Below are 15784 nucleotides of genomic sequence, written 5' to 3'. Positions count from 1 at the left end.
GCTGATGCAGGCGTTCCTGGACATTTTCGACATCTATTTGCTGGAGGCCGTGATCAACGGCATCCTGCTCGGCGGCGTGCTAGCGCTGCTCGCGCTCGGGCTCAATTTGATCTTCGGCGTCATCGACGTGACCTGGATCTGCTACGCCGAGCTCGTGATGATCGGCATGTATGCCATGTATTTCATGGTGCAGGTCTACGGCCTCAGCTATTTCGTCGCAGCGCCTCTCACCGTTGTCCTGGTCGCGCTGCTTGGCGCAGCGCTGCATTACCTCGTGATCGCGCCGCTCTTGACCGCGCCGCCGATCAACCAGTTACTGGCCACCGGCGGGGTTCTGTTCGTGCTGCAGAGCTTTGCCACCGTCGCGTTCGGCATCGACTTCCGCAACCTCGGCATCCGCCTGCCGGTGCTTGCCTTCGGCGACATGAATTTCAGCTATGCCCGGCTGCTGTCGTTCCTGGCGGCGCTGGTCGGCATGGTCGCGGTCTATCTGTTCATGACGCGCACTTTCACCGGCACCGCGATCCGCGCCATCTCGCAGGACCGCCAGATCATGGCGCTGATGGGCGTCGACACCAAGAGAATCTATCTCATCACCTCCGCGCTCGGCGGCGCGCTCGCGGGGCTCGCCGCTTGCCTGCTGGTGCTGCAATACGACGTGCATCCCTTCGTCGGGCTGTCGTTCGGGCCGATCACCTTCCTGATCTGCGTTCTCGGCGGGCTCGGCAATTTCATCGGCGGATTCATCGCGGCCTTCGTGTTCGCCGAGATCATCTCGCTCGGCGGCCTGTTCTCCGATCTCGAATGGGGCTACGTGCTCGCCTTCGCCTTTTTCATCGTCATGATGTTCATCCGGCCCGCGGGCCTCCTGGCGAGGCGCCGATGATGGGGCAGGGGAGGCTTGCAGCCTGGGGCATTGGGCTCGCGGCACTGGTCGCGCTGCCCTTCGTCTATCGCGACCCCTATCATCTGCACATCCTGGTGCTGATCCTGATCTGGTCGTTCGCCTACACCTCCTGGTCGATGATGGGGCGGTTCGGCCTCGTCTCGCTCGGCCATGGCGGCTTCATGGGGATCGGCGCCTATGTCACCGCGCTGCTCTGGAATCATCTCGGGCTGTCGCCCTGGATCGGCATTCCCATCGGCATGGTCGCGGCCGGCGCGCTGGCGCTGATCGTCGGTTATCCCTGCTTCCGCTTCCGCATCACCGGCCACTATTTCGTGCTGGTGACGCTGGCGCTGTCGGGCATCGTGCTCCAGGTCATCACCGCGACACGCGATTATACCGGCGGCTCGCTCGGCTACACGCCGAACCGCGCATCCGGCAACAAGCTGTGGGCGCTGCAGTTCGACGACAAGACGACCTGGTATCTGATCGCGCTCGGGGTCTGGCTGTTCGGCATCGTGGTCTGGCACTGGGTCGACCGCAGCATGGCCCGCTATGCGCTGGAGGCGATCTCGGAGGACGAGGACGCCGCGGCGGCCGCCGGCGTCGACGTCACCGCGGAGAAGCTGAAGATCACGCTGCTCAGCGCGCTAATGACGGCGCTCGCGGGCGCGATCTACTGCCAGTACCAGATGTTCATCACCCCCGACACCGTCAGCGGCATCGCGGTGTCGCTGCAGATGGTGTTCGCGGCCATCGTCGGCGGCCTGTTCGTCTCGCTCGGCCCGACCTTCGGCGCCATCATCACCATTCTGCTGGCCGAGACCCTGCGCATCGGCTTCGGCACCAAGGCCGTCGGCTGGGACAATCTCGTCTACGGCGTGCTGCTCGTGCTCTTCATCATATTCCTTCCCAAGGGCATCCTTGGTAGCTTGCTCGACCGACTGAAGCCGCAACGCAAGGTGCCCCGCGCTCATGAGCAAGAAGCCGTCCAAATCGCCCGCCCAGGAACTTGACCGCTACATCACGCCATTCCGCTATGACGGTTCGGGCAAGTTTCATCTCAAGGATCACAAGACCAGCGAGAAGGGCGATCTCGACAAGGAGACTGCGCAGGCGCTCCTCGACGTCAACAAGAAGCGGCTGGTCGAGTTTCAGGAGAAGCTCTACGCCCAGGACCGCTGGTCGCTCCTGATCGTGTTCCAGGCCATGGACGCCGGCGGCAAGGACAGCGCCATCAAGGCGATCTTCGAGGGCATCAATCCGCAGGGCTGCGAGGTCCACGCCTTCAAGGCGCCGAGCAGCAAGGAGCTCGACCACGACTTCCTCTGGCGCTATGTGATCGCGCTGCCCGAACGCGGGCATATCGGCATCTTCAACCGCTCCCATTACGAGGAATGCCTGGTGACGCGCGTGCACCCGGAGCTTCTCGCCAAGGAGAAGCTGCCGCAGAAGCTGCTGACCAAGAACATCTGGAAGGAGCGGTTCGAGGACATCTCGGCATGGGAACGCTATCTCTGCCGCAACGGCACCGTGGTGCTGAAGTTCTTCCTCAACGTGTCCAAGGACGAGCAGCGCGAGCGCTTTCTCGATCGGCTGGAGGACCCGGCCAAGCAGTGGAAATTCTCGATGGACGACATCAAGGAGCGCGCGCTGTGGCCGCGTTACCAGGCGGTCTATCAGGACATCGTCCGGCACACCGCGACGGCCCATGCGCCGTGGTATGTCGTGCCGGCCGATCACAAATGGTTCGCGCGCGTCGTGATCGGCTCGGTGATCAATGCGACGCTCGAAAAACTCGACCTGCGCTTTCCCCGCGCCGACAAGGCCTCGCTGAAGGAGTTCGACGCGGTGCGCACGGCGCTGGAGAAGGAAGACAAGAGGAGCCAGGCGAAGAAATCGCGAAAACAACCCCATGCAAAGTAGACGGCGTGAGCAAAATCAATGGCTTGCCGATCGTTGAAAAGGCATTTCGATTTACACGAAATAGAGTTGTTGCATCGGGCAAACAGGCGCTGTTCCGATCACTCCCGGAACCGGCATGCTCAATTGTGATCTCTTCGCCGATTGATCCCGCTTGACAGTTTTGTGGCACAGGAGGACCATGCCGTCGGTCGCAAACAAGCGACACGCAACGTCCACCTCATGAGCAAGGGGAGGTCTATGACACCACCTCCGCAAATCCAGCCGCGTTAAGTGCGATGGAGCTCGTTCGGACTATCGCATAGCGGCAGAAACCGCGAACGGCACGCCGGGTCAAGGTTTAGCGGGCTGCATCAGTAAGGCAGAGCCCCTACCTTCCCGGCGCTGTATTTTGGTCCCCGATCGTGTGGATGGTCTTGACGAGGCCGACCGCGACAGCTGCCTTTGACATCCTGCGTTTCTCCCTCCTTCCTCCTCGCCGTCATTCCGGGCCGCTTCCCGGAATGACGGAGCGATCCGCGGATGATTTGTGCACTTGGGGTGCACTGGTCACCACATCGCCATGGCCGGGACAAGCCCGGGCGTGACGACTTGTAAAGTCGAACTGCGGGAATCCCGCAATGGACGGATCGCGTTGCACGGACCACGCTTCGGCGTCTGAACTCTGCTGAGACGAGGTTCCCCGCCCCCGCATTGCGGCAAATGCCAAGAGAATGTCGCCTCGAAGGCCAACTTCCGACACAGGCGCGAGGCGAATAGCTTCAATCCGACATGACGCATGTGTTTCGGTGGTCCCGACGCCGCCGGCGCATGCATTTTTTTAAGGACTCCTCGTGTCGCATAAGCTTGCCCCGGCGGTTCTCGCCGTTCTCTTCCTCGCGTTCTTCTCCTTCCCCAGCGTCCGCGCCCAGCCGCCTCAGCCGGCCGCGAACAATGCCGCCGCGTTGTCGCCGGACGAGGCGAAGCGTGCGCTCGAGACGCTTCAGGACGACAAGAAGCGCGCGCAGATGATCGATACGCTACGCCTGATCGCCAATGCGTCCGGTCCGCAGCAACCTGCTACGCCCGCGCCCGAGCAGAAGTCGCCGATCCCGCTCTCGGCCGACGGACTCGGTGCGCAGCTCCTGCTCACGGTGTCGGAGGAGATCGGCGAGATCTCGAGCGAGATCGCCAGCGTGGCGCGGACGATCACGCATTTCCCGGCGTTCTATTACTGGATCGTGCGAACCGCGAACGATCCCGCGGCCTACAATCTTCTGATCGAGATCGCCTGGAAGCTCGCCTTGGTGGTCGGTTGCGCACTCGCGGCCGAATGGGTGCTGTTTCGCCTGATCCGGCGCCCGGTTGCCTTCCTCGAGGGGCGTGTGCCGCAAGCCGCGCATCTGCCGGCGCAGGTGTTGCCGATTGCGGATCCGCCGTCGTCGGTCGCCGATGTCACCCCCGCGCCCGAACTGCACAAGCGCCGTCACAGCCTGGCGCGCGTCTGGCAGATCATGCAGCGCCTGCCTTTCGTGTTCGGGCGCCTCGTCCTCGAATTGCTTCCCGTGCTCCTCTTCGTCGGTGTCGCGACGGCGCTGCTCGGCACCGAGATCGGCCAGCCCACCACCGTTCGCCTCGTGATCCTCGCGGTCGTCAACGCCTATGCGTTTTCGCGCGGACTCATCTGCGTCGTCCGGGCGCTGGCCGGGCCGTTCGGTCTGTTTCCGGTGCGCGCCGAGACGGCCGCCTATGTCGAGATCTGGGCGCGCCGCATCGTCGGCGTCGGCGTCTCCGGCATCGCCTTTGCCAATGTCGCGCTGCTGCTCGGCCTGCACCGCGCCGGATACGCGGCGTTGCTCCGCATGGTGATGCTGATCGTGCATCTCTTCGTCGTCGTCATCATCCTGCAATGCCGCCGGCAAGTGGCCGAGGCCATCCGGGCGCCGGCCGACCGGCAGGGCATCGCGGCCCGCCTGCGCAACCGCATCGCCGGCGGATGGCATTATCTCGCCATCGCGCTCGATCTCGCGCTCTGGGCGGTGTGGGCGCTCAACATCCGCAACGGTTATTCGCTGCTGCTGCAATATTTCGTCGGCACTGTCGTCGTTGCCGTGATCACGCGCGTTGCCATCATGCTGACGCTGAGCCTGATCGACCGTGGCTTCCGCATCCAGCCGGAGATCCTGCAGCGCTTTCCGGGTCTCGAGATCCGCGCCAACCGCTATCTGCCGCTGCTGCGCAGGATCGTCTCCGGCGTGATCGTCTTCATCGGCTTCGTGGCGATGCTCGAAGTCTGGGGTGTGGACGCCATCGTCTGGTTCTATGGCGGCCAGATCGGCAGCCGGCTGATCTCCGCCGTGGTGACGATCAGCCTCGCCGTATTCATCGCAGCCGCGATCTGGGAAGCCAGCAACGCGCTTCTGGACCGCCAGATCAACACGCTGTCGCGGGACGGGCACTACGCCCGCGCCGCGCGCTTGCGCACCTTCCAGCCGATGCTGCGCACCGCGCTGCTCTGCCTGATCGCCACGATCGTCGGCCTCACCGCGCTGAGCGAGATCGGCGTCAATGTCGCGCCGCTGCTGGCGGGTGCCGGCATCGTCGGCATCGCCATCGGCTTCGGCTCGCAGAAGCTGGTGCAGGACCTCATCACCGGGCTGTTCCTGCTGCTGGAGAACACGGTGCAGGTCGGCGACAATGTCAGCGTGTCGGGCCTGTCAGGGGTGGTCGAGAACGTTTCCATTCGAACGATACGTCTGCGCGCGGGCGACGGCGCCGTTCACATCGTGCCGTTCAGCGCGGTCACGACCATCACCAATGCGAGCCGCGGCGCGGGCAACGCCTCCGTCAGCGTCAATGTCGCCTATAAGGAAGACACCGACCGCGCCGGCCAGATCCTCAAGGACATCGTCGACGAGATGCGCCGCGAGCCGGACTTCCGCGCATTGATCCGCGGCGACCTCGATCTCTGGGGCATCGACAAGGTGGACGGCGCGATGGTGTCGATCGTCGGCCAGATCCGCTGCACCGAAGCCGGGCGCTGGCCGGTCCAGCGCGAATTCAACCGCCGCATGAAGCTCCGCTTCCAGCAGAACGGGATCAACATCGCATCCGCCACCCAGACCATCCTGATGCATATCGCGCCGCCGGCCGACAGCGCCGCCAATCTGACGCCGCGGCGCGCGGCCGGATAGGAGCGTTATCAACTTACCGCTTGCCTCGGGTCGCCCGGCAGCGTTCACTCGCCCTCCGGCCCGCTGCCAAAATGCGGGCGGCAAAAAGGGTGGGAGAGGCTGATGCGGGGGCTGTGGGCTGTGTTGCGCGGTCATGCGATCGTCATTGGCGCGTTGATCGCATGCGCGATGTGGTGCGCGCCGGCAGGCGCTCAGTCATCGCGTCCCATCACCCTTATCGTACCGTTCGCCGCGGGCGGTCCGACCGACACGCTGGCGCGGATTCTGTCGGAGCGGATCGCTGCCGAGCTGCACACCACGGTCGTGGTCGAGAACGTCGCCGGTGCCTCCGGCAGCATTGCAGGTGCCCGCGCCGCCCGCGCGACGCCTGACGGCACGACGATCACGATCGGTCATTGGGGCACCCATGTGCTGAACGGCGCGATCCTCAAGCTGCCTTATGACGTCGTGAGCGATTTCGAGCCGGTCGCAATGATCGCGATGGGCACGCAACTCATCGTCGGCCGGAAGTCGCTCGAGGCGAACAATCTCAAGGAGCTGATCGCATGGCTGAAGGCCAATTCCGGTAAGGCCACCGCGGGAACTTCAGGGGCGGGCACGGGAGCCCACGTCGCAGCCGTCTTCTTCAAGGATAAAACAGGCACCGATTTCCAGTTCGTGCCCTATCGCGGCGCGGGGCCCGCCATGATCGATCTCGTCGCAGGCCAGATCGACATCATGTTCGACCAGGCGGCGAACTCGCTGGCACACGTCAAGAGCGGCGCGGTCAAGGCGTTCGCGGTGACATCGCCGACGCGGCTTGCCTCCGCTCCCGACATTCCGACCGTCGACGAGGCGGGCCTGCCAGGGCTTTATATTTCCTATTGGCACGGCATCTGGGCACCGAAGAACACGCCAAAGGACATCGTCGCCCGGATCAACGCGGCGATCGTCGCCGCGCTCGCCGATGCCGCGGTCAAGCAGCGCTTTACCGAACTCGGGCAGGAGATACCGCCAACCGACCAGCAGACGTCCGCAGCGCTCGCTGCGTTCCAGAAGGCCGAGACCGAGAAATGGTGGCCGATCGTGAAGGCGGCTAACATCAAGCCGGAATGACGAGGGGTAGAGAGCCTTGCCGCGTTAACTTTTACGCGCGCAACTGCCAATCGTTGGCGCAAATCTCGCTGCGGTGCGAGATCACAATCGGTGCCTCAGTGTCTGCGTCCTTGATCTCAATGGAGCGCTGGCCGACAATGTGCGCGGTTCAATGTGCTTCTTGGGGGAATTCGTGAATAGACCTGCCCGGGTCGTTGCCCAATCGACGTCGTCAAATCCGCCGCAAGGCATGGCGCTGCTGCGCGATCCCCTGCTCAACAAGGGCACCGCTTTCACGGAATCCGAGCGCGAAGCACTCGGCCTGCGCGGCCTGCTGCCGCCTTGCGTGCTGACGATGGAGACGCAGGCGCAGCGCGTCCTCACCAATCTGCGCACGCTGCCGACGGACCTCGAAAAATACGTCGCGCTGAACGCGCTGCATGACCGCAACGAGGCGCTGTTCTTCCGCGTCGTCGTCGACAATATCGACGAGATCCAGCCGATCATCTACACGCCGACGGTCGGGCTCGCCTGCCAGAAATACGGCCTGATCTTCCAGCGGCCGCGCGGCATGTTCATCTCCTCGCGCGATCGCGGCCAGATCGCCGAGCTCCTGAAGAACTGGCCCTATCAGGCCAAGCTGATCGTCGTCACCGACGGCGAACGCATTCTGGGACTTGGCGATCTCGGCGCCAACGGCATGGGCATCCCGGTCGGCAAGCTCTCGCTCTATTCGGCCTGCGCCGGCGTGCATCCGGAAGCGTGCCTGCCGATCGTGCTCGACGTCGGCACCAACAACGAAGAGCTTTTGAGCGATCCCTATTATCTCGGTCTGCGCGAGCGGCGGCTCACCGGCGAAGCCTATGACAGCTTCGTCGACGAATTCATGCAGGCGGCGCGAAAGACCTTTCCGGGCGTGCTGATCCAGTTCGAGGACTTCGCCAATCATTCGGCATTCAAGCTGCTGCACAAATATCGCGATGAAGCCTGCGTCTTCAACGACGACATCCAGGGCACCGCGGCGGTGGCGCTGGCCGGCCTGTTCTCGGCGCTGCGTGTGAATGGCGGCAAGCTGAAGGATCAGAAGATCCTGTTCCTGGGCGCCGGCGAGGCAGCAACCGGCATCGCCGATCTCGTGGTGTCCGCGATGATGGCGGAAGGCGCCTCCGAGGCGGACGCGCTTCGCCGCAACTGGCTGGTGGATTCCCGCGGTCTCGTCGTCGGCGGACGCGAAGGTCTCTCCGGTCACAAGCTCCGCTATGCCCACACCGATCAGGCGCCGATCGCCGACTTCCTCACCGCGATCAAGACGCTGAAGCCGACGGCGATCATCGGCGTCGCGGCGGTCGGCGGCGCCTTCACGCCCGAGGTGCTCAAGACCATGGCGGAGCTCAACGAACAGCCGATCGTGTTCGCGCTCTCCAACCCGACCTCGAAGGCCGAATGCTCGGCGGAGGATGCCTATCGCTACACCGGGGGCCGTGCGCTGTTCGCCTGCGGCAGCCCGTATGATCCGGTCAAGCTGAACGGCCGCAGCTTCGTGCCGCGCCAGGGCAACAATTCCTACATCTTCCCGGGCGTCGGCCTCGGCGTCATCGCCAGCGGCTCGCGCCTCGTCACCGACGAGATGTTCATGGCGGCGGCCCATACGCTCGCCGATTGCGTCGGCAAGGATGATCTCGCGCAGGGCAGTCTCTATCCGGCGCTGCCGCGCATCCGCGAAGTCTCGGTCCGCATCGCCGCGGCCGTTGCCGACGTTGCCTATCAGCGCGGGCTCGCGGACGGGCCGGCGCCAAACGACGTCAAGGCCCTGGTGCAGTCGCAGATGTACGAGCCGCATTACTGAGCAGTCGTCCCGCGCCCAAACGGCGCGATAACGGCGCCACGTTTCCGCATCGTCATGCCCGGGAGAGCTCGATTTTCTCGCCAGCTTGAAGACAACCTGGCGACGACTCTATTGGCGTGAGTTCGCGCAGCTCCTGAAGAGTGATGCGGAGCCGGCCGAGAGCCGGCCGGACACGCGGCCCATCATCATCTGGCGCATCGTATCGCGCTGATTTCCGGCGAGTCTTCAGGACGCCTCACTGTGGTGGAATCGTCACAGCTGGCGCGAAACGGCGGCGGCCCCACGCCTGCTTTTGTTCCGACAAGGTTCTGCCCTCATTGCCCACCGAAAATCGCTCCAGTTCGGAGGGGCGTACCATGTCTTGCATTGCACGTGCCGAAACTGCCCGGATTTCCTTCGCAACCTCGTGCCGGCTGCTGCTGGCCATCGCCGGCGCCGCCTCGCTTGCGGCCTGCGCGCAATCGCCGGTCGGCCGCCAGAAGGCCGATCTCGCCGGCGCCAACAGGCAGGCCGCGGTCGAGCGGCCGCACCGCGTGGCGGCGCTGCATCCGCGCCCGATCAGCCGGGCGCGCGTCCCCGACGGTAACGCCAAGCAGACCGCGTCGCATGGCCTCGCCAGCTTCTATTCCGATACGGAGACCGCGAGCGGCGAGCGGTTCGACAAGAACGAGTTGACCGCGGCGCATCCCAGCCTGCCGTTCGGCACCAGGCTCCGCGTCACCGATACCAACTCCGGCCGTTTCGTCACGGTCAGGGTCAACGATCGCGGGCCCTATGTTCGCGGCCGCGTGGTCGACATCTCGCCGTCCGCGGCCGAGGCGCTCGGCATGGTCGACAAGGGCATCACCAACGTCCGCCTCGAGGTCGTGCAATAGCGCGCTCGTCAAGACAACGCGGCGCGCTTAACCGGCTGTTAGCGGCTTCTCAAGCACCATGAGTGTCCGGACAATTTGGGGCTGTTGGGGAGACGGACGCTTGAACACGATCCAGTATCTCGAAGATCAGGCCGCACGCGCCGAGCGGCTCGCCAAACGGATCACGGATACGCTGACGATCGAAAAGCTCCTGGCCTTTGCCGACGAACGCCGCCGCGAGATCGACGTCATCGCCGGCAAGTACCGGCGCGCTTAGCTCCAGCAAACCATGCTCTGAACGCATTCGTCCTCCCCGCGAACCTGGGAACTTCTTCGTGCCTCCTGCGTCATCTGGGCAGGAGAGAAGAGGAGGACATCATGGGTTTTGGACGAGGTGCTTTGCTTTGGTTGCTTGGCGTGCCGCTGCCGATCGTTCTGCTGCTGGCATTGTTCTGGCACCACTAAGTGGGTGTCACACGAAAAGCGCCGCGGAAGCGGCGCTTTTTTGTTGCCGGCGCAAAACGGCGCGGCACCACGAAGAATGGCCTTTTATGAATGGCTTTCGACGAAGTCGCTGAGATAGTCCGGCAGCTCTATTCCGTCGATGTCGCAGCGCGCGCGGATCTCGCCGGCGACGTCGGTCGAGATGTCCTTCATCCAATGCTCGAGCGTGTTGAACGAGATCACCTTGATGGGATCGTTGAAGCAGCCGGCGACCAGCTCGCCGATGGTCGCTTCGAGATCGTTGCGTTCGATGCGAATTTCGGTCGCCTCGTCGCGGCGATCGATCACCACGAACAAGGTCTGGTCTGCGCCATAGGGCACGACGGGGGACGATACGCCAGCTTCAAGCATCCTCAGGGCACTCGCGACTTGGCTTCCGGACTTGGCTTCCGGACTTGGCTTCCGATCCGCGTTAACGGGAAAAACCAGCAGAAGGTTCCTGCGCGATCCCGTGAAGTGTCAGAGAAACTCTCTCCAGCGCGACAGCTCGATGACGTGCTCGGGCGAGAGGACCTCCGTCACCAGCGGCGGTTGCGCTGCCGTGCGGATCTCATAGAGATGCCGGGTCGTCGCCGGCTTTGCCGTGAAAGCAGAAATGCATTCGTCCAGCGTGCCCTCGATCACCTGATAGGGCGCGCTATCTTCCCGGCGCTGATTTGCCAGGGACGGCCATTTGTACAAGACCGCAGGCGCACCGAAATCGACCTTGGACTCTCCGACAACGTCCCCCATCGTCTCGCCTCACGCAAAAAATGCCCCAGCACGCGGGTTCGCGGGCCGGGGCCTACACCTGTCGCTGCATCTCAATGCCACGGCGCCTCAACGCAGCAGCCGGAAAAAGGTTCCCGGCCGCCTTGTCGCAATCAGCTCGCCGCCGCCGCGATCTTGAAGCCAGGGCCCGGCTCGTCGCGACTAACCTCCGGCGGCAGACCGGCGTAGCGCCGCAAGGCTTCCGCCATCTGCACCCGGCCCGGCACGCCGGTGATCACCACGTCGACCATGGTGAAGGACGAGTGGAAATGGCCGTGCGCCTTCAACTGCTCGACCGGGACGCCTGCGGCCGACATCGCCTCGGCATAGGCGATGCCTTCGTCGCGCAGCGGATCGAACTCGCAGGTCGCCACGAAGGCCGGCGGCAGTCCGGCGACCTTGCCGCGCAGCGGCGAGACCCGCGGATCGGTGCGGTCGGCGGGCGAGCAATAGAGGTCCCAGAACCAGTACATCAACGAGCGCGTCAGGAAGTAGCCGACCGCATTGTCGTTGTAGGAGGGACGATCGAAGGTGCAATCGGTGACCGGGCAGATCAGGAGCTGGCCGGCGATCTCGGGCCCGCCGCGGTCGCGGGCGAGCTGGCAGGTGACGGCGGCGACGTTGCCGCCGGCGCTCCACCCCGCGACCAGCACCGGGCCCGGGCTGCCGCCAAGCTGTTCGGCGTGCTCGGCGATCCAGCGCGTTGCGGCATAGCCGTCTTCGGCCGCGGTCGGGAAGCGATGCTCCGGCGCGTGCCGATAGCCGACGCTGACGAACATCATGCCGGTCCGCCGCACCATGTCGCGGCAGAACGGCTCGTCCGATTGCTCGTCGCCGAGCACCCAGCCGCCGCCGTGGAAGTAGACCACGACCTTATGCGGTCCCGGCGAGGCCGGCTTGTAGACGCGGTAAGGCAACGCGCCGCCCGTGACGGGCAGGGTGCCATCGACGATGTCGCCGATCGGCCGCCCCGCGGGCCGGCCCTTGTTGAACTCGTTGACGAAGGCGCGCGCGCCTTCCGCGCCCATCGACTCGATCGGCGGCAGGTTCAGTGTCGCGAGCAGGCCCAGCACCAGCCGCACATCCGGCTGCAGGCGCACCACCTCGCCGTCATTGCATTGCTCCGCGCCCCCGGGACCGGTGAGCTTGAAACCGAGCATGCCGCGGCTGACCACCTCGTCGCAGATGCTGCGATAGGGGCCAACGCCGCCGGTATAGGGCATCAGGCCCTGCACCTTCCCGGGCACATTGGCGCCCGTGTACCAGGTGTTGGCGAGCCGGTGCAGCGTCAGCATCGAGCAGTCGGCCATGTGCCTGTTCCAGCCGGCCTGCGCCGTCTCGGTCGGCTCCATCGTGGTGAAGCCGGCATCGCGCAGCGCAGCCAGGCGGTCGACCACCCAGTCGACATGCTGCTCGATCGACACCGCCATGTTCGATAGCACCGAGGGGCTGCCGGGGCCGGTGATCATGAAGAAGTTCGGGAAGCCTTCCACCGTGAGCCCGAGATAGCTCTGCGGTCCCTGCGCCCAGACGTCGGTGAGCGACTTGCCGCCGCGCCCGGTGATCGGATGCACGGCGCGGATCGCGCCGGTCATGGCGTCGAACCCGGTCGCGAACACGATGACATCGACGTCGAAATTGCGCTTGGCCGTCGTGATGCCGCCGGCGGTGATCGCCTTGATCGGCTCCTGGCGCAGATTGACCAGGGTGACGTTCGGCCGGTTGTAGGTGGTGTAGTAATTGGTCTCCAGGCAGGGGCGCTTGGCGCCGAAGGGATGGTCGTCCGGCATCAGCGCAGCCGCCGTTTCGGGATCCTTCACGGCCGCGCGGATCTTCTCGCGGATCAGGTCCTGGACGATCCTGTTGCCGTCGACGTCGACGGCTTGATCGGCCCAGAGCTGGGTCAGGATGTGGACGAGGTCGCCCGCCGCCCAGGCCCGTTCGAACCGCTCGCGACGCTCGGCGTCACTGAGCTGCCAGCTCACAACCGTCTGCTGCGGATAGGGCACGCCGGCCATCGACTGGCGCGCCTGCTCGCGATAGGCCGCGCGATCGCTTTCAAAGAAGGTCTTGCGGTCCGACGGTGCCGGGCCGTTATGCGCCGGCAGTGCGAAGTTCGGCGTGCGCTGGAACACGGTCAGATGCGCCGCCTGCTCGGCGATCAGCGGGATCGACTGGATCGCCGACGAGCCGGTGCCGATCACCGCGACGCGCTTGCCCGCGAGATTGACGCCGTCATGCGGCCAGCGTCCGGTGAAATAGACCTCGCCCTTGAAATCCTTGACGCCGTCGATCTCCGGCGGCTTCGGCGCCGAGAGGCAGCCGGTGGCCATGATGTAATGGCGGCAGGAAACCGGTTCGCCATTGTCGGTGGTGATGAGCCAGCGCTCGGCCTGCTCGTCCCATTTGGCTTCGGTGACCTTGGTCTTGAAGCGGATGTCGCGCCTGAGATCGTAGCGGTCGGCGATGAAGCCGAGATAGCGCAGGATTTCGGGCTGGGTCGCGTATTTCTCCGACCAGGTCCAGGCGGTCTCGAGCTCAGGATCGAAGGTGTAACTGTAATCGATGGTCTGGATGTCGCAGCGCGCGCCGGGGTAGCGGTTCCAATACCAGGTGCCGCCGACGTCACCGGCCTCTTCGAGCCCGACGGTCGAGAAACCGGCCTTGCGCAGGCGATGCAGCAGATAGAGGCCGGCAAATCCGGCGCCGACCACGGCGACATCGACCTGCTGAGCGGTTCCGCGTTTCTCGGTGGCACGAGTAGCAACCATTGCGTCAGACATCGCATTCCTCCCGTATGTTTCGTTTTGCCGGCAGGCTATCGCTGCAGGTTCAGCTTGTCATCAGAGCAAGTGCAATCTTCGGTGGTCGTTTGCGGCGGCATCGTGGCCACGTGAATGTCGCGGCGCTACACGCATCGCGATGCACAATGGCCGTGATTACCCGGATAATCATGCCCGATCCGCCTGTGTATGCTTGCGGTTACAAGCCACGCGTAGCGACCGAGCGTCATGCCAGAGTTGAGTGAGCGGACCAAAGCGAACATGGACGTCGTCCTGGAGGAGACATGCCGGCAATTGCCGCATGGCGGCGATCACGACAGTCGCAGGTTCATCGCCGAGCGCCTGATCGAGGCCGCACAGGCCGGCCACGCCACGCTCGGTGAGCTCGGCATCGTCGCGCGGCACGCGCTGGCGGAGATTCTCGCAAAGCGCGATGAGTGAGCCGCCGCGAGGCTTGCCTCCTGGCGCGCCGCGGACATAACCTCTCGGGAACCTGTCCGCGCATCGAGATCCCGAGATGCGATCCCTGCTTGCGCTCATTGCGGCTTCCGCATTTTTCTTGCTCGCCGGCTCGGCCGTGGCTCAGCCGGTCGGACAGTTTCCGTTCGCACTGACGCGTGAAGGACAGATGCTCGGCGCCGTCGAAGGCGAAGTGGCGTCGTTCAAAGGACTGGCCTATGCGGCCCCTCCGATCGGCGCGCTGCGCTGGCGTCCGCCGCAGCCGACGCCCGAAAGCTCGGAGATGCAGACTGCCTACGCGTATGGCGCGCCGTGCCTTCAACCGGCGCTGCGTGATGCGAGCGAGGATTGTCTCACGCTGAACGTTTTCCGTCCCTTCGGGGTCGACGGTCCGCTGCCGGTGATGATGTTCATTCATGGCGGCGGCTTTGTCGGCGGCACGGCCAATGAGCATCTGTTCGATGGTGCGAGGCTGGCGCAGGCCGGCCTCATCGTCGTGACCGCCAATTATCGCCTCGGCGCGCTCGGCTGGCTTGCTCATCCCGCGCTGTCGGAAGGCGGCTCCGGCAATTACGGCCTGATGGACCAGATCGCGGTGCTGCACTGGGTTCACGACAACATCGCGGCCTTCGGCGGTGATCCAAACAATGTCACCTTGTTTGGCAGCGACGCAGGCGCGACGTCGATCGCGCTTCTGATGCTGTCCGCGCAAGCGCGTGGTCTGTTCCAGAAAGCCATCCTGCAATCACTCCCCGCGCGCGCGCGGCTGCGCTCGGTGCAGGAGGCGGAGGCGATCGGCCGGAAGTTCGTGGCGGCGCTGGGACCGCAGGCGGATGTGCGCGCCGCAGAGCCGCGTCGCCTGCTGGCCTCTCAAAATCGTCTCTTGGAGACGTCGCGGCGCAGCTTCGCGCCGATGATGGATGGAAGCCTGGTGACCGAGGACATTGCCGCCGGCTTTGCGGCCGGACATCAAAGCCGCATTCCCCTGATCATCGGCTCGAACGACGACGAGACCGGCTTCGACAGCGAGTTCGATACCAAGGAGGAGGTCGCAGCGTCAGGCATCCCTAGCGACGAGCTGCGCAAGCTCTATCCAGAGATCGTCAGGTCCTCAGACCTCGCGGCAAGGTTCTTTACCGACAAGGTCTTTTCCGAGCCCGCAAGACTGCTGGCCCGCCTGCATGCCGCAAGCGGCGCGGCAACCTTTCGCTATCGCTTCGCCTATATGCCGGAGGCCCGGCGCGCCAGTCCCGAGGGCGGGCACGGGCGGGAGCTGCAATTCATCTTCGGTGCGGAAGGCGTACCCGGGGCGGGCATCTTCTCGCGCGGTGATCGCGAGGTTGCGAGGCGCATGCGATCCTATTGGATCAACTTCGCCAGGAGCGGCGATCCCAACGGCCCCGATCTGCCGCATTGGGACGCTGCGGCGGGCCGCGATCGCCTGCTGCTGATCACGAACGATCGCATCGCGAGCGGCGACGATCCATTCGCGGAGCGTCTCGACCGGCTCGCGCGCTAGCGCGATAGAATGG

The 15784-nt window shown here is 64.7% G+C and carries 13 protein-coding genes; 10 read left to right on the top strand and 3 right to left on the bottom strand.

Going from position 1 to position 15784, the window contains the following annotated elements; all coding sequences use genetic code 11:
- Window positions 1-4: 4 nt before the first annotated feature.
- The 8 genes from ML401_RS27470 to ML401_RS27435 all read left to right on the top strand — a co-directional run bounded on the left by ML401_RS27470 (window position 5) and on the right by ML401_RS27435 (window position 10033).
- Window positions 5-886 carry a branched-chain amino acid ABC transporter permease gene (locus ML401_RS27470; RefSeq protein ID WP_194403823.1) on the top strand — a complete coding sequence of 294 codons (882 nt, stop codon included), beginning with the start codon at window positions 5-7 and terminating at the stop codon, window positions 884-886.
- Window positions 883-1902: a branched-chain amino acid ABC transporter permease gene (locus tag ML401_RS27465; protein ID WP_194403822.1), complete on the top strand. Its 1020-nt coding sequence runs from the start codon at window positions 883-885 to the stop codon at window positions 1900-1902. Before ML401_RS27470 ends, ML401_RS27465 begins: the two co-directional genes overlap by 4 nt.
- Window positions 1862-2812 carry a polyphosphate kinase 2 family protein gene (locus ML401_RS27460; protein WP_285807599.1) on the top strand — a complete coding sequence of 317 codons (951 nt, stop codon included), beginning with the start codon at window positions 1862-1864 and terminating at the stop codon, window positions 2810-2812. The genes ML401_RS27465 and ML401_RS27460 overlap by 41 nt, the downstream gene beginning before the upstream one ends.
- Before the next feature lie 830 nt (window positions 2813-3642).
- The gene (locus ML401_RS27455; protein WP_285807598.1) at window positions 3643-5982 is read left to right on the top strand and encodes a mechanosensitive ion channel domain-containing protein; all 2340 of its coding nucleotides are present in this window, start codon (window positions 3643-3645) and stop codon (window positions 5980-5982) included.
- Window positions 5983-6084: 102 nt separating this feature from the next.
- Window positions 6085-7077, top strand: coding sequence for a tripartite tricarboxylate transporter substrate binding protein (locus tag ML401_RS27450; RefSeq protein WP_285807597.1), 993 nt, complete (start codon window positions 6085-6087; stop codon window positions 7075-7077).
- 229 nt (window positions 7078-7306) lie between these two features.
- Window positions 7307-8902: an NAD-dependent malic enzyme gene (locus ML401_RS27445; RefSeq protein ID WP_376717392.1), complete on the top strand. Its 1596-nt coding sequence runs from the start codon at window positions 7307-7309 to the stop codon at window positions 8900-8902.
- A 356-nt stretch (window positions 8903-9258) separates the two neighbouring features.
- Window positions 9259-9777 (top strand): septal ring lytic transglycosylase RlpA family protein, encoded by a 519-nt coding sequence (locus tag ML401_RS27440; protein WP_285807595.1) that lies wholly within the window; start codon window positions 9259-9261, stop codon window positions 9775-9777.
- Between the two features lie 100 nt (window positions 9778-9877).
- On the top strand, window positions 9878-10033 hold the full coding sequence (locus ML401_RS27435; protein WP_167771231.1) for a hypothetical protein: 156 nt from the start codon (window positions 9878-9880) through the stop codon (window positions 10031-10033).
- 272 nt (window positions 10034-10305) lie between these two features.
- Here the strand turns inward: ML401_RS27435 and ML401_RS27430 are convergent, their stop codons facing one another.
- The 3 genes from ML401_RS27430 to ML401_RS27420 all read right to left on the bottom strand — a co-directional run bounded on the left by ML401_RS27430 (window position 10306) and on the right by ML401_RS27420 (window position 13793).
- Complete coding sequence (locus ML401_RS27430; RefSeq protein ID WP_194403810.1) at window positions 10306-10611, bottom strand: hypothetical protein; 306 nt, start codon at window positions 10609-10611, stop codon at window positions 10306-10308.
- A gap of 108 nt (window positions 10612-10719) precedes the next feature.
- A complete protein-coding gene (locus ML401_RS27425) occupies window positions 10720-10992 on the bottom strand; it encodes a hypothetical protein (protein WP_212067561.1) in 273 nt (90 codons plus the stop codon).
- A gap of 131 nt (window positions 10993-11123) precedes the next feature.
- On the bottom strand, window positions 11124-13793 hold the full coding sequence (locus ML401_RS27420) for an alpha/beta hydrolase fold domain-containing protein (RefSeq protein WP_285807594.1): 2670 nt from the start codon (window positions 13791-13793) through the stop codon (window positions 11124-11126).
- 228 nt (window positions 13794-14021) lie between these two features.
- Here ML401_RS27420 and ML401_RS27415 point away from each other — a divergent pair, with 228 nt between their 5' ends.
- Window positions 14022-14234 (top strand): hypothetical protein, encoded by a 213-nt coding sequence (locus ML401_RS27415; protein WP_211416377.1) that lies wholly within the window; start codon window positions 14022-14024, stop codon window positions 14232-14234.
- Window positions 14235-14310: 76 nt separating this feature from the next.
- Window positions 14311-15771 carry a carboxylesterase/lipase family protein gene (locus tag ML401_RS27410; protein ID WP_285807593.1) on the top strand — a complete coding sequence of 487 codons (1461 nt, stop codon included), beginning with the start codon at window positions 14311-14313 and terminating at the stop codon, window positions 15769-15771.
- Window positions 15772-15784: the final 13 nt, after the last annotated feature.

Origin of the sequence: Bradyrhizobium sp. 62B (assembly GCF_030272265.2) — a bacterium.
Lineage (GTDB): Bacteria > Pseudomonadota > Alphaproteobacteria > Rhizobiales > Xanthobacteraceae > Bradyrhizobium.
Note: the sequence above shows the minus strand (reverse complement) of the source record. Positions and strands in the feature narration are given on the sequence as shown.